The 13,546-nt window shown below is 64.8% G+C and carries 12 protein-coding genes and 1 pseudogene; 5 read left to right on the top strand and 8 right to left on the bottom strand.

Going from position 1 to position 13,546, the window contains the following annotated elements:
- Positions 1-511 (bottom strand): GAF domain-containing protein (locus AB8Z36_RS07755; RefSeq protein ID WP_369212452.1); only part of this gene is annotated, 511 nt, incomplete at its 3' end.
- Between the two features lie 662 nt (positions 512-1,173).
- Here AB8Z36_RS07755 and AB8Z36_RS42265 point away from each other — a divergent pair.
- Positions 1,174-1,359 (top strand): annotated as a pseudogene (locus AB8Z36_RS42265) (GntR family transcriptional regulator); the annotation flags it as partial.
- 607 nt (positions 1,360-1,966) lie between these two features.
- Here AB8Z36_RS42265 and AB8Z36_RS07745 read toward each other — a convergent pair.
- A complete protein-coding gene (locus AB8Z36_RS07745) occupies positions 1,967-2,488 on the bottom strand; it encodes a hypothetical protein (RefSeq protein WP_369212451.1) in 522 nt (173 codons plus the stop codon).
- Between the two features lie 650 nt (positions 2,489-3,138).
- On the opposite strand from AB8Z36_RS07745, the gene AB8Z36_RS07740 reads away from it, so the two are divergent.
- On the top strand, positions 3,139-4,449 hold the full coding sequence (locus tag AB8Z36_RS07740; protein WP_369212450.1) for a pentapeptide repeat-containing protein: 1,311 nt from the start codon (positions 3,139-3,141) through the stop codon (positions 4,447-4,449).
- Between the two features lie 719 nt (positions 4,450-5,168).
- On the opposite strand, the gene AB8Z36_RS07735 is transcribed toward AB8Z36_RS07740, so the two are convergent.
- From AB8Z36_RS07735 to AB8Z36_RS07710, 6 genes are all read right to left on the bottom strand, one after another.
- A complete protein-coding gene (locus AB8Z36_RS07735; protein WP_369212449.1) occupies positions 5,169-5,585 on the bottom strand; it encodes a hypothetical protein in 417 nt (138 codons plus the stop codon).
- 184 nt (positions 5,586-5,769) lie between these two features.
- Positions 5,770-6,666, bottom strand: a complete 897-nt coding sequence (locus AB8Z36_RS07730; RefSeq protein WP_369212448.1) for a DUF4365 domain-containing protein — start codon at positions 6,664-6,666, stop codon at positions 5,770-5,772.
- Positions 6,667-7,001: 335 nt separating this feature from the next.
- Complete coding sequence (tcmP, locus tag AB8Z36_RS07725) at positions 7,002-8,231, bottom strand: three-Cys-motif partner protein TcmP (RefSeq protein ID WP_369212447.1); 1,230 nt, start codon at positions 8,229-8,231, stop codon at positions 7,002-7,004.
- A 106-nt stretch (positions 8,232-8,337) separates the two neighbouring features.
- Positions 8,338-9,084, bottom strand: coding sequence for a DUF5131 family protein (locus tag AB8Z36_RS07720; RefSeq protein WP_369212446.1), 747 nt, complete (start codon positions 9,082-9,084; stop codon positions 8,338-8,340).
- A 765-nt stretch (positions 9,085-9,849) separates the two neighbouring features.
- Positions 9,850-10,287: an ATP-binding protein gene (locus tag AB8Z36_RS07715; protein WP_369212445.1), complete on the bottom strand. Its 438-nt coding sequence runs from the start codon at positions 10,285-10,287 to the stop codon at positions 9,850-9,852.
- Between the two features lie 46 nt (positions 10,288-10,333).
- On the bottom strand, positions 10,334-10,741 hold the full coding sequence (locus tag AB8Z36_RS07710; protein WP_369212444.1) for an NUDIX hydrolase: 408 nt from the start codon (positions 10,739-10,741) through the stop codon (positions 10,334-10,336).
- 107 nt (positions 10,742-10,848) lie between these two features.
- Between AB8Z36_RS07710 and AB8Z36_RS07705 the strand changes: the two genes are divergently transcribed.
- The 3 genes from AB8Z36_RS07705 to AB8Z36_RS07695 all read left to right on the top strand — a co-directional run bounded on the left by AB8Z36_RS07705 (position 10,849) and on the right by AB8Z36_RS07695 (position 13,532).
- Positions 10,849-11,634 (top strand): GntR family transcriptional regulator, encoded by a 786-nt coding sequence (locus tag AB8Z36_RS07705; protein ID WP_369212443.1) that lies wholly within the window; start codon positions 10,849-10,851, stop codon positions 11,632-11,634.
- Positions 11,635-11,799: 165 nt separating this feature from the next.
- Positions 11,800-12,156 (top strand): SCO3933 family regulatory protein, encoded by a 357-nt coding sequence (locus tag AB8Z36_RS07700; protein ID WP_369212442.1) that lies wholly within the window; start codon positions 11,800-11,802, stop codon positions 12,154-12,156.
- The gene (locus tag AB8Z36_RS07695) at positions 12,156-13,532 is read left to right on the top strand and encodes an FtsK/SpoIIIE domain-containing protein (protein WP_369212441.1); all 1,377 of its coding nucleotides are present in this window, start codon (positions 12,156-12,158) and stop codon (positions 13,530-13,532) included. Before AB8Z36_RS07700 ends, AB8Z36_RS07695 begins: the two co-directional genes overlap by 1 nt.
- Positions 13,533-13,546: the final 14 nt, after the last annotated feature.

Genomic DNA, 13,546 nt, shown 5'->3' with positions numbered 1-13,546 from the left:
CCCCGTGGGCGAGGAGCTGCCAGAAGGCGGGCAGCATGACCTTGGCGACGGTGCGCGCGGCCGTCTCGGCCTGCCGGGTCGTCTCCTCGTCGAGGACCAGCGGCTCGTGCCGCAGGAGCTCCACCGAGCCGAAGACCTTGTCGTCGAAGGCGAGCGGAAAGGCGTACACGGCACCAATCTGCTTGAGCTCCTCCTGCATGGCTGCCTCGAACAGCGGCCAGCGCGTCAGGGGGAGGCTGAAGTCGCTGACGAGCACCGGCTCGCCGCTGGTGACGGCCGTCACGCAGGGCCCCTCGGCCGCGAGGAACTGGAGCTCCTCCAGGCGCAGCGAGAGCGTTCCCGAGGCGCACAGGAGCTGGCGGTAGGGGGTGTCGGTGAGGAAGGACAGGCTGGCGCCGTCGACCGGCAGGCCCTCGCACAGTGCCGTGCACAGGCGTCGCGGCAGGTCCTCGGCCTCGTCGTGGGCCGCGGCGGACAGGACCAGGTCCGCCGCCGTGAACCGCTCCGTCATGGCGCTCCGCTTTCCACGCTCAACAGCGCTGAGTCCGGCGAACAGGTGGCGCCCCGGGTACCCGGGTTCCCGCACCGCAGTCGCCGGGGACATACGGAACATATCCGGAGCCGGTGGCGGCGGCACTCCGGGCGGTCGCCCGCCCCCGGCCGAAAGGCGCCCTGGCGCGGCCCGGCGAACTGGGTTCTACTGCCGGGGGAAAGGCGGCACCGAACAGATGTCCGCCTGCCCGTGCCCGCCCGCTGCCGCGCCCGGCGTCCGCCGCCGGGTCCGCGGGCACTCCGAGCCCCCTGACCCCGGGCCCAGACCACCGCACCGACGAGCGGCTGGAGCCGCACCGCCGACAGCTGCGGCTCCAGCGCTCCGTCCTCCCGGCCCCGCGCACGGCTGGGATGCACTCCCGCTCATCCCAGATGGGCCGGTGAGGACGTCAGATGCGAGGACGGCCGGAGGGGAGCCGCACCGCCCTCGCCGATGGCCGCCGTCAGGACCGTGAGCCCGACGGCGGCCATCCCGCACAAACGCGCGCAACCTGTCCGCGCACGGACATTTTAATACCGCAACTACCCCATGCCCATGGGTAGTTCGCGGCCAATCGGCCGCTCGCGACCCGCCCCCTTGAGCGCCCTCCGCGACGCACCCTGACGCGGCGCCTGCCCCCACGGGGCCCCGGGCCGGGGGCGCGCCGGAACCTGAGACGGACGCGCACGCAGATCGCGGCGCCCGGCCTGCCGAACCGCTGCCGGACCCGCACCGCGTACGACCTAGAAGGACGGGCCGTCGAAGTCTGCGACACCGTCATGGCGGCGGACGCCTACGTCCTGTCGTACCAGCTCCCGGCCACGTGAGGGCCTGACCGCCGGTGATGCGGCATGCTGGGCCGCTCCCTGAACTCGTGCACGCCGACAGGTGGCGCTGACCTCGACGACCCAGTTCCGCGCGGGCGGCGCGCACGATTGGGTGGCCGATCCGAGCGGTTGCTTCTCGTTGCGGGCCCACGAGGTGGTCGCCTCTGTGGCGGGCGTCACGCTGTGGTGCCTTGCTTCTGGTCCTTGTCGCCCCTCCCGGGGGCTCTGGGTGTTGCCCGGCCTCGGCGGTGCCGTTGGATCCGGTGACGAAGCAGATCGAGGCCGAGAACGACGAAGGCCCCGACCGGACGAACCGGTCGGGGCCTTCGTCTGCCCTTGCGGGCGGGTGCGGAGGATACGAGATTCGAACTCGTGAGGGGTTGCCCCCAACACGCTTTCCAACCGTGCTGGTGGGGTGCTGGGCTCAGTTCGAGGGCGTTCACCTGCGTTCATAGGCGGCTTGCTCGTGAGGCGAACTCGGCGCGCGGTTCTTGATGAACAGCGGTGAACAGCGCTGAATGAGACGGAATCTGAGACGGGGCTCGGCCGCGCCGTGCTGCCCCAAGGCCGGGTTTCTCTCACAAGAGCGCGCGCCCTGGAAGGGCGTTCAGGGGTGCCGCTGGGCGCGGGTGTCGTGGCTGGACGCCAAGGGGTTGAAGGGCAATTCAGGGATGCCGAGTTCTTGGCGCATGGCGGATGCGGTGGCCTGAACGGCCTTGTAGTAGGTGTGTTGTGCGGTTTGGAAGGTGCCATCAGTAACGAGCGCACCGTTCGCGAGTAGATCGCGCAGAGTTCGGACGGTGCGGAATGCGTCGACGCCCAACTCGACCACGCGAGGCGGGGCAAGCATTGTCAGGCTGAACCGTTGCTCGAACAGACCGGACTCTGAGAAGGCGGCCCGGACTGCGCGCCTGCGATCTTCAGGCGTGTCGTAGGCAGCTTCTGAGGCGAAGCGCATGCTCTCTGTTGCGCGGGCAAGGTGAGAGAGGTAGATGACGAAAGCCTCCCGCAGAACGTTCTGGGAGTCTGCCCGTTGGGCACGTTTCCAGCGGTCTCGGTCTACAACGAAGGTCGCGACGATGCCAGCGAGTGCGCCGGCTATCGCGCTCAGGGGCGCAGTCCAGTCCATACGACTCTATTGAGCACACGCTGTCGCGCATTGTGAAGAAGGAAGGGTCCCAAGCGCTGATGATCTCAGCTTGGGAAGCTCGGGTTACCAGCCGGCAGGTTGAGGGCCTGACCTGGTGTAACGGGGGCAGATCGGAGGCGAGTTGCCTCGTCACCGCACCCGTCATTCACCGTGGTTCCCCGAGGTATCTGGCATGAGAGTGGCACGCCTATGTCTTTGCCACTGCTCTATGGACCGGGCTAGGACGTTAGCCAGTCCAAAACTTCGGCCCAGCGGGCCCCCTGTGTCCCGTGCATCAGTGCCAGGGCGACCGAACCGCTGAGCGCCCGGACCAGCATGCCCGCTACCAGCCTTACGCTCAGCCGACACCTGTGGAGCGGTTCCGGTACGGCCATCGCACCGGCTTGCCCTTCGTGTACAACGATCACCGTCGTTCTCTCAGCCGCTTCGTCTACCTGGACCAGCACCACACGGCCACTCATGTTCATGGTCGCCCTCCTACTCATCCGGTTGTTGTCAGAACGAGGTTGACCACCGCTGGCCCTGGCGAGCGGTGATCGCGAACCGACCGCGAACGCCCCCCGGACAGGGCGGCAATGGATTTCCTGGTGATCGACGAACGCGCGGGAGGACCCTGAGAGGATGCAGATGTGAACGACGTGGCTATGGACTGGAACGCGGCCATCCGGCGATTCGGCGGCCTGCTCGGCCAACTGCGTGTAGAGGCCGGCCTGACCGTGCGTGAGCTAGCCACAGCCATCGGGGTCGCCGCCGCGACCGTCTCGAAGACCGAGAACGGAGGCCACGCCAGACCACAAGACTTCTACGTCGTCAAACAATGGGTCGCAGCTTGCGCTCGTCGTGCGGACGAGCGTGGTGGATTATCGACCCCAGTGGCACTCGACTGGTGGCGCGAGAAGCACGGTCAACTAGAACGCCTTCACCAGAAATTGAGCTTGCAACCGCTCCGCTCCGATTCTGCCGGTCCCATCACCTCGACTGCGAAACCCAACCAGAAGGACGATCCCCACTCGGTCCCCTTCGAGGTGCTGCATCAGAAGGCGGTGGATCACCTGGACAGCCGGTCACCTCACGTACGCATGGCCGCTCTGCGCACGCTGGGAGACCTTGGGGACACGTACCACGAGAAGCGGCAGCGCCTTGTCGACGAGCTGTGTGATTACCTCCGCATCCCTCCGGACCCTAGTGACGCTGGCGAGGGCCAGGTCAGGCGCACCGCTCAGATGGTGCTGGCTGGCCGGTTGCGACCCGAACGCGGTGAGGACGCGACTGCCACGAACTCTGCCTTCTGGCCAGACATGGACGTCGACCTGAAACAGGCATTTCTCTGCGACGTGTACTTCAACGGCTGCGAGTTCCGCCACGCAGACTTCGACGAAGCACAGTTCGAGGGGGAAACCCATTTCGACGGTGCGCGTTTCGTAGGAGAGGCGAGATTTGTCGGAGCCGTGTTCCTGGGGTATGAGGTATCGTTCCAAAGGGCGCGCTTCGAGACAATCAGCTGGTTCCGATGGGCGGCTTTCCACGGCTATGCCGACTTCCGGGACAGCTACTTCGGCTTCAACGCCGAGTTCTCGCGATCGCAGTTCAGCGAGAACGCCTACTTCGACCGTATGGCGGTACGAAAATGCGCCTGGTTCACTCACGCCGTATTCCACGGCTCCGTTACCTTTCAGCACGCCCGCGCAGAGTGTGCGAAGTTTTGGCTCGACTCCTTCAGGGCGGAAGCCGACTTCCGGGAGGCACGGTTTGCTATACCGCCAGAGGTCCGCGAGTGCGAGGCAGTCGGCCAGGTCGAGCGGCACTGGCCCGACAATTGGGTGGAGCTGACGGTGGAGGACGCCTGCGGATCCATTGACTCGTGGCCGGCGGGCGTGGCTGCGGTGGTTGAGAAGGCACACGCTGCAGAGATCCGAGCGTGGTGGCAATCTCGGTCCTGACTGGTCCGTTCGCCAGCATCGCCACAGTCCAGATCCGCTGTCGAAGATTCGTCAGCTGAGATGCCTCCTCGGCTGTACGGCCTGACGTACGCATTTCGCCGCTGTACTGCAACGGCTCCGGAGGGCTCTTGAGTCCCAGACAAGTGCGCAGTTCAGAGGCTTCTCATGAATCGCATGACGGACACTCGTCCAGAAATGGTCCATGAACTGCTGTCACCGTGCGCGCCGCGGCTCCACATGAAGGCATCGATCTTGCTGCGCATAACCACCAGGGACGTTCGCAGCGACCGAGGCCCAGAACGGTACAGATTCGCGGAAATGTCCGCCGCCCGTGTGCCACTCCAGTCCGGGGTACGCGTCTCGCAGTGATCGGAGTGCGGCTGAGGCGAGTCCGTGACGCTCATAGCCGGGGTAGGCGTACGGCGACTCGACCCATCCGATCGAGCATTGCACGCACACTACGTACTCGACCTCGAACGCTATGTCGGAGCCGAGATAGGCGACCCGTATCCGCCACCCCGTCCGCTCGTACGCGCCGGCTGGTCGGTCCACCCATGGCCTCGGTGGGGTGCTGGCTGGGTCGAAGCGATAAGCCTCAGGGTAGAAGTATCGGCGGAACCGGTCCCGCCAGGTTGGCGTCCTCGGCCATTCACGCACCCAAAGCACGTAGTTGGCCAAGTGCGCGACAGTGCGGATCGCTTCCCTGTCCTGGGCCTCGGTCACAGATGCTCCAGCCCGAGCTTTTTGAGGCGGGACTCGATGGCGCTGGGCTGACGCCCGAACTCGACGGCCAGTTCCTCGTAGTTGTGCTGCCCGGAGCGGTACAGGGTGAGGAGCTTCTCCTCGTCGTCTGCGGTCCAAGCCTTCCCGAAGTTCGGGTAGCGGTCGCGGAGCTGGTCAGGGTCCTCGCGCTGGCTGTTGCTAGGTACTTGGGCGACCTCGACGGCCTTGATCGTGTTCATGGAGAAGCGGCCGTGCTCGGTGTCGTCGACCCACAGGATCAGGTACTCGTCTTCGAACGTGAGGCGGTCGGCGCGGATCGTGGTTGCTCGACGTTGGCACTCGTCATCGTCAGGGTCGGGTATGAACTCGGTGAAGGTGATGCGGAAGGCCGTGCGCGCGGTAGGTACTCCCATAAGTTCAGGGTGCCGTACGGCGTTTGCTGGCAACAGATCGCGATCCTTTGTTGCGATCAGAACCAGCCGGAATGGTGGCTGAACATCGAAGGGCAACCTCACTACCGTGCGGGTGGGATCCTAGAAACGGTCAGGCTAGTACGGTGATCGTGGCCCTAGGCCAGCGTAGAGAGCGACAAATTCTCTACGCAGTCAACTGCCTAAGGCCTTCTGTGGCGAATCGATCCACAAGCAGGAAGGATCGCCCCAGCTCGTTTAACGTCAATTCGAACCGATAGAAGTCGACTTCGCCTGCGCCGTTCGCGTACGGGTGCAGAATGCCCCAGTCGTCACGACTGTACGGGTAGTCGTCATATTCAGCGTCTTCGTAGGTTTCCGAATGGAGGCTTACGCTTGCCCAAGCGAAAAGTTTCGGAACTGCTTCGGTGTAGCTAGACAGACCCAAAAACACAGTCCAGCTGGCAAGTTGTTCTGGGTCTTTGCCGTCTTCGTTGTCCACACCCAGGGTGATTGTTCCGCGGCCCGAGGTTTTGTTGACCCATTCCTCAATGTCGATCACTAGCCGCGTGCCCGTGTTCAGCATTCGCATCCATGGGCGCGCAAGCTGAAGTTCGCGAATCCGGAGAGTGTAGGGGTCGCCCTCTGCGGCCTGACTTAGCGGAGCCTTGGCGCTCTGGTCGAGCACTTGGGCCTCGGGAACCAACAGCTTCCAGCCGCGAGAGGTTTCTCTGAGTGTCTCGCGATTAACTAGCTGCCAGTAACAGAGTTTTCTCTCTGGGTGGTACAGCACTACCGCGACAGGTAGGGAGTGATTAGTCCAGTACTGCACATGTTCAGGATCTGGTCGGAACCACCAACCACCTTCGCTTCTTTCTCTGAACCAGCTAGAACCGCTCTTGATCTGCAAGGCAAGTAGCCGCCCTCTGACTTGCTCGGCGTCAACGACCTCGGCATGTGCATCAATGCCGTAATCTTCTGTTGGCTGCTCACGGAATAGCCAACTCAGCTCAGCCTCGATTGCGAGTTGTGTCTGCGTTACGCCGATGCTTGCTATCTTGGCAGACGGCTTGCGGTGCATCATTTCTCCACTCTGGCCAACGAGTTCGGCTGGAATTATTTCCAGTGAAAGAGGGGCGCCTCAGGTTGGGCCGAGGCGCGGAGGATTCACATTTCAGTCTTGGGTGACCTCGTGGCCACGGGAGAAGACCGCGTTCTCCTGGTCAGGCCAGGCGAGCGGAACGCCAACCTGCCGGCAAAGGTTGATCCACCTGATTTCGGCCGGCTCGCGCTCGACCCAGAGAACTGTTGCTATGTCCGCGGAGTGAACGCTCAGCTGGTCTCTGCAGTTCAGGACCTGGCCAAGGCCGGTTCGAAGCTGGCGGGCCTCGTTGGCACGCGTCAACGCGCGTAAAGGGTCTAAGGGCTAGTGATTCGCAAGGTCGGAATTTTGCCTTTCCCGGCGCATCCTGTCTTGCCTTCCTTGTGTAACTCTTTGATTGCCGCTCTTATGTGCTTCTGGCGGGCGACCCCCAAGGTGCCTTGCATCACTTCCAGGTGGCACTCGTCGACCGTGAAGGAACTCCGCTTTTGCAGTAACTGGTGGACGTTGTCTTTGATGGTAGCTATCCACTGTTTCTCTCGCTTCTTCTCCTCTTCCTCGAATAAATTAGACAGATACTCCGGTCCGAACAGGGTTCCCTTCGCGGGCAGAGGCTGGCATGCCCGACGCCACTTCTCCTGAGCGATGCTCAGAGCCTCACCGAACAGCCAGACAGCACCTTTGTGGCGGCTAATGAAGATGAGGTAGTAGACGGGCTGGTTCTCGGCTCGGTTGTGAACAGGAATCGCCCACGAGTACGCTCCTACAGCGTTACCCACACGCTTGGCGAACTCTCGGGCGATGCGCCTTACAGCCTCTCGATTGTCCTGTGACGCCTGGTGCTCGTGGCGCCACCAGTCACCTCCGCATGCGGTGTCCAGTGCAGCGAGACCAGCTTCCTTGGCTGGGAACACTTTCGTGCTCCTCAGGTACCCCCCGATACGCCGCACGGCGTTGGCGTTGAAGTTGAGGAGCACTTCGGTGGCGTCTCTACCGGTGGCGCCTCGGCCTGGACGGGAGCCGAACACCTTCTGCGTCAAGGACTCAAAGCTGAGGCCGATGCCGAAGGGATCAATGAATGCAAGCAATGGTGCACCTGCAGCCTGACCTAATACGTGGTCAAGGTGGTCCTCCACCTTGCCGTGCAGAGCTGTCGCTGTTGTCCCGTTCTGATTCGCCTCTTCGACCAACGCTGAGAGGCGTTCATAGTCGGGGCGTCGTTGTTCGATGAAGAAGCTGTCTAGTCGTCTGTACTGCGCTACTGCCGTTGCGGAACTTAGAACTAGTGCGGGGGACCCCGGGGTTCCGTCTTCGTAGCGTCCGGGCCCAGCGTACCCATCCATATAAACGACGCGTTTGTCGGGAGCCCACTGCCCGACCTTACTCACGAAAGGAACTACATATTGATTCAGTATCTCGTGCTTCAAAACGGCAGCCGCCTTCTTACTTACGAAGAACGGACTTGTGCTGTCGGTGTCCTTCTCACCTGCACGCTCTCCCGCTAGATCGAGCACCACATCCTCGAACGCCTCGTCAGGCTCGTCCAACACCTCGTCCCCCTCTGTCGTAGATGTCGGTACCTGCCATCTTGAGCTGTTGAAGGCATATGCGCACCCCCCTTGCAGCAGTCCTGAGGGGGAGGCTCAGATTCCGCTATGCCGCTGTTGGCGTCGGCATCTCGTCCCACGTGCGCCCCTCAAGCGAACGTCCTTGAGATTTGGGGCTTCGACCGCCCCACTGCTTGAAGAAGAAGGACACGCTCTCGCGCTGACACGCGTCACGGATGTCGGTTACCCAACTTTCGTCCATCGGACGGTGGTGGGGACCGGACTCACCTCCCGCGATGACCCAGTCGATGCCGTCCAGATCCAGGCCGTGTAGCGGGCCCAAGAGCGGCTCGCATGAAAGAAAGCGAAGTGCTGCAGGTACACGCCGCAGGTCATCTACCCGCGGCAGTTCGCGACTCGTCTCCACCGATACGCCCATCCAGAGGTTCGGCGGCCACTCCAGTTGATCTGCGACTTGCCGGGCCCGGCGTGCTCGCTTAGTAAGTACCTGGTACGTGTGCTGCGGGGTATCTGCGACGACTCGAAATACCTGCTGGACGAAGGACAGCGGTACCCGCGCGTGGAACAGGTCGGACATGGAGTTGATGAACACTGCCCGCGGGCTCTTCCAGGTGTAGGGGAGACGCAAGGCGACTGGATGCAAGGTGAGGTCGAAGCCAGGCCCGGACGTGCGGGGATGACCATCGTTCTGATACTTCGGAGATCCCATCGCCTTGAGCCTCTTAGCTAGGGACAACGCGTAACAGTTGTCGCAACCAGGAGAGACGCGATCGCACCCCGTTGTTGGATTCCAGGTTGCTTCGGTCCACTCAATGCTGGTCCCCTGACTCATCCTTTGCCTCCCCTGGACGCACTCATGGCAGATGGGCACGAGTGAACGCGGCCATCCAACCACCTTCTAGAGCTAGCAGTGCCAGCTATCCCATCCCGCACTATCGAACATACGTTCAATCAATGCTGGAGGCTAGAGCGGGCACTAGTAAGTCGTGTGTGGGGCGACGAGAGAGCTGGCGGCATCCCCATCGAATGGGAAGGCGCGCACGCGGTTGCCGCAACGCGGAAGATCATCTGTGGCTTGCACGAGCAGGTGCTCGGTCTCTTCTGCGCCGCGTTGGTCGGTGCGGCAGAGCACTCTTGACTGGCCTTCTGCTCCTACCGAAACCCACCACTCTCTTCAGCTCCCATCCCGTCCGCCGTTGACCCACACGTCTGTGGAGCGGGCGTGGTTCATGGCGTCCAGGTGGAGCGCCCCACTGGACGAACGACCTGGACGCCATGGGCCGCGTCTGCTCGGCTCTGCCTGGGTTGACGGTGGACGGGATGGGAGCCCCCAACGCTCGCCACGATGTGCCCGCGGCCSRGRRCGGCGCCCCCTCCCACCCGGTGCCGGCCGATCCCCCGCCGGAGGCATCGTCTGTGACCCGCGGGAAACGCCCTCGCCCTTGCCCGCATGCACGCAGCGCGCCGCCGGGCGCGGCCAGCCGTGGCGCAGACAAGAGGCAGGCCGCGCCCGGCGGCGCGCGCCCGCGCCGTGCGCGGGCCTTGAACCAGTAAAGAAAGTTGTAACTCAGTGCCTAGTGACGTGTAAGTCCTCCGCCTACGTGCTGAGTTCGTTGCCGCCGCCGCTGGGGCTGTCCGCGTAGAGCTCCGCCGTGACCGTATAGCCGTCCTCGCTGTCGTGGACCACGACCCGGTGGGCGAGTGCGCTGACCATGCCCAGGCCCCGGCCATGTACGGCGTCGTCGTCCGGGTGCTCGACCTTCGGATCTGTCCCAGTCCCACCCTCATCGCTCACTGATAGGGCGATTGCCTGCGGGGAGACGGCGAGTGCCAGGTGGAAGGTGCCACCGCCTTGGCCGCTGGCCGTATGGAGGATCGCGTTCGTGCCCAGCTCGCTGACGATCAGGGCGGCGTCGTCGACCAGGGGCGAATCCCGCAGGATGTCGCGTGTCCAACGTCGGGCCCGGCTGACCTCTTCGGGGAAACCTGGGCAAGTGAGGCCCCAGACTCGGATATTGCTCGTATACTCGTGCATACAAGTTCCTTCGTGCTGGTAGGCCGCCATGTGCAGCGGGTTCGAGCTAGACGAGTTTCACGCCGTCATGGGCGCGGATGGCCGGTGGAGACGCCGCGTCGAGTGCGTCCAGGACGCGGATCGCGTACGCCTCGTCGGCGAGTTCGGTGACCTCTTCGCGGGTGGCCCAGCGCAGGGCGCGGGTCTCGTCGCCGGTCGTGGGCGTGCCGTCGATGGCCTCACAGCGGAAGACCATAGAAACGATCAAGCCCGTCATGTTCTTGTAGATGCCGGTCAAGGTCGCGGGAAGTGCGATCTTGAGGCCTGTTTCTTCGAGCACCTCGCGTTGCAGGGCCTCGGGAATGGTCTCCTCGCGTTCGAGGATGCCGCCCGGCGGCTCCCACTTGCCGTTGTCGCGACGCTTGATCAGAAGGGCGCGGCCCTGGTCGTCGACGATGACTCCAGCAACGCTCACGGAGTGCGGACGGTCAGTGCTCAAGGTCCTCGGCCCTCTCGAATAGCTAGGCTCTCCACCGTAGCAACACCACTCGCCCACTCGTCTAGATACCTAAAGGAGTACACGTGACGTCTCTTCCTGGACTGCTCGGCGCCATCGACCCCACCAGTGATCGTGCGGTCTTCCGGCAGATTGCTGACCAGCTCCGCGAGTCCATCGACCGCGGGCGATTCAAGGAGGGCGAGAAGCTGCCCTCTGAGGCGGAACTCGTCGAGCATTACGGCGTCTCCCGGATGACCGTTCGGAACTCCTTCTCTGTTCTCCAGGGTGAGGGCCTGGTGCACGCCGAGCACGGCAAGGGCGTCTTCGTGCGGCCACGGCCACCGGTTCGGCGTCTGGCCTCCGACCGCTTCGCCCGGCGCCATCGCGAGCAGGGGAAATCAGCCTTCATCGTCGAGGTCGACGCTGCGGGCAGTCACCCCCAGGTAGACAGCCTGGAGGTCAAGGAGGAGAAGGCCACGCAGGACATCGCCACCCGGCTGGGGTCGGTGCGGCGGGTGCTCGCTCGGCGGCGCCGGTATCTGCTCGACGGTCGGCCGGTCGAGTTCGCCACCTCCTACCTTCCCCTCGACATCGCGCGCGGAACGCCCATCGCCGAGCCCAACCCCGGACCCGGCGGCATCTACGCCCGCCTCGAAGAGCTGGGCCACCACCTCGACCACTTCGACGAGGAGATCCGGGCCCGGATGCCCGCACCGTCCGAAGTCAAGACGCTCCGGCTCGCGTCCGGCGTGCCTGTCATTCACCTGATTCGCACCGCGTACGACACCGCCGGTCGGGCCGTCGAGGTGTGCGACACCGTCATGGCGGCAGACGCCTACGTCCTGTCGTACCAGCTTCCGGCCACGTGAGGGCCTGACCGCCCGTGGCGGGCCTTGGGCCGTTCCCTCAACTCGTACACGCCGACAGGCATACTCGTATAGACGAGTGGGCAAGCCGTATGGCAAGGTGGTCGCCGTTCCCGGAAATCGGGTCCGAAGGCTACATCTCGTATAGACGAGTAGATGGAAAAGACCTTGCGAACCATCCGTGTGGAGACCTCGGCCGCGACGATCCTCCTGACCGAGGCGCCCGAGCCCAAGGTCCGCGACCGTCAGACCGGCGAGATCGCCAAGGACGTCAACAGCGGTGAAGCGCTGATGACGCTCGGCGTCGTCTACATCGAGGAGGGGGAGTCGTCCTTGGTCAAGGTGACCGTCCCGGAGAGCGGCGTGGCCGACGGGCTGACGCTCGGCGCACCGGTCTCGCTACCGGGACTCATCGCCCGGCCGTGGGAAAGCGTCTTCAACGGTCAGCAGCGGCACGGCATCGCCTACCGCTGCGCCGCCGTCACTCCGGCCGCCTTCCCGGCCGCCATGGGGGCTTCGGCCTGATGACCGACCTGACGACGCTCCTGGAGGTGGGTGGTCCGGTCGCCGTGCTCGGTGGCGGGGCTGCCTACACCCGGGCCAACCGCCCCGGGGTCTACTGGTCCACCGTCGGCCTGCCCATGTCCACGGCCCGGCTGCTCAGCTCGTACGGCTCGGTCATGGAGGCTTGCGGCCTGACCGTCGCGCCCTCCCGACTGCGGGTGCTGGCGTCCAGAGTCACGAGCCGCCGGGAGATCCGGCCCGTCCCGCCTCGTCGCGGGTTCATCCGTCCGACCACGACCGGGCTCCGGCTGCGACTGCGGCTCGCTCCGGGGCAGGAACCCGCCGACGTGGCAGCCTCGGCTGAACGGCTGCGACACGCCTGGGGTGTCCACGGTGTCTACGTGACCTCGGTAAAGCCTGGGGTCGTCGACCTACAGCTCGTCGGGTACGACGTGCTGCGCAAGGTCCGTATGCCGCGCAAGGCGGTGGGCGGCTTCTTGCGCGTGCCCGTGGCGCTGCGGGAGGACGCGACACCCTTTGTACGGGACTACCGGGCCGTCCCGCATGGCCTCTCCCTCGGTGCCACGCTGTCTGGCAAGTCCATGTACCTGCGCCACCTCGTCAACGGGCTCGCGCGGCAGTCCGTTGCCCTGGTCGGCATCGACTGCAAGCGCGGTGTGGAGCTGGCGCCCTTTGCCCCGCGACTGTCGGCGCTGGCTACCGACCCCGGGCAAGCCGCCGAACTGCTGCCCGTACTGATCAGAGAGATGGAGGACCGCTACGACCTGATCAAGGCCCGGCAAGGGATCACCCCGAGCACGCCCGACGAGACGATTACCTCCGACATCTGGGGGCTTCCCCAGCACGAACGGCCCGTCCCCGTGGTGCTGTTCGTCGACGAAGTCGCGGAACTCTTCCTCGTCGCCACCAGGAAGGAGGAAGAGCGGCGGGATGAGATGGTCACCCAGCTCATCCGGCTCGCCCAGCTCGGCCGCGCCGCCGGGGTCTATCTGGAGGTCTGCGGGCAGCGCTTCGGCGCCGAACTCGGCAAGGGCGCGACCATGCTGCGGGCCCAGCTCACCGGGCGGGTCTGCCACCGCGTGAACGATGAAGCCTCCGCCAAGATGGCGCTCGGCGACATCGCCCCCGAAGCGGTCGGCGCCGCCTGCGCCATCCCCGCCGAACGGCCCGGCCTCGCCGTCGCTGGCGACGCCTCCGGCGGCTGGTCCCGCATCCGTACGCCCTACCTCTCGCTCGCCGACGCCGCCGAGACCTGCCGCGTCTCGGCCCACCTGGTCCCCGACCTGTCCGCGCTGAGGCCCTTCCGGCCTGTCGCGCCCGCGCTACCGGTCGAAACCCCGGCCCCGGCCGTACGGCCGCGACCGGTCACCGGCTGAGCCGCCCCCTCCCA

It is taken from the genome of Streptomyces flavofungini (genome assembly GCF_041028215.1).
GTDB classification, from domain to species: domain Bacteria; phylum Actinomycetota; class Actinomycetes; order Streptomycetales; family Streptomycetaceae; genus Streptomyces; species Streptomyces flavofungini_B.
This window is presented reverse-complemented; position numbering and strand designations above follow the sequence as displayed.

Excerpts from the sequence above, each read along its gene's own strand:
- AB8Z36_RS07745 (WP_369212451.1), bottom strand. The coding sequence starts at position 2,488 with ATGGACTGGACTGCGCCCCTGAGCGCGATAGCCGGCGCACTCGCTGGC.
- AB8Z36_RS07735 (WP_369212449.1), bottom strand. The coding sequence starts at position 5,585 with ATGGGAGTACCTACCGCGCGCACGGCCTTCCGCATCACCTTCACCGAG.
- AB8Z36_RS07730 (WP_369212448.1), bottom strand. The coding sequence starts at position 6,666 with ATGATGCACCGCAAGCCGTCTGCCAAGATAGCAAGCATCGGCGTAACG.
- AB8Z36_RS07720 (WP_369212446.1), bottom strand. The coding sequence starts at position 9,084 with ATGAGTCAGGGGACCAGCATTGAGTGGACCGAAGCAACCTGGAATCCA.
- AB8Z36_RS07715 (WP_369212445.1), bottom strand. The coding sequence starts at position 10,287 with ATGCACGAGTATACGAGCAATATCCGAGTCTGGGGCCTCACTTGCCCA.
- AB8Z36_RS07695 (WP_369212441.1), top strand. The coding sequence starts at position 12,156 with ATGACCGACCTGACGACGCTCCTGGAGGTGGGTGGTCCGGTCGCCGTG.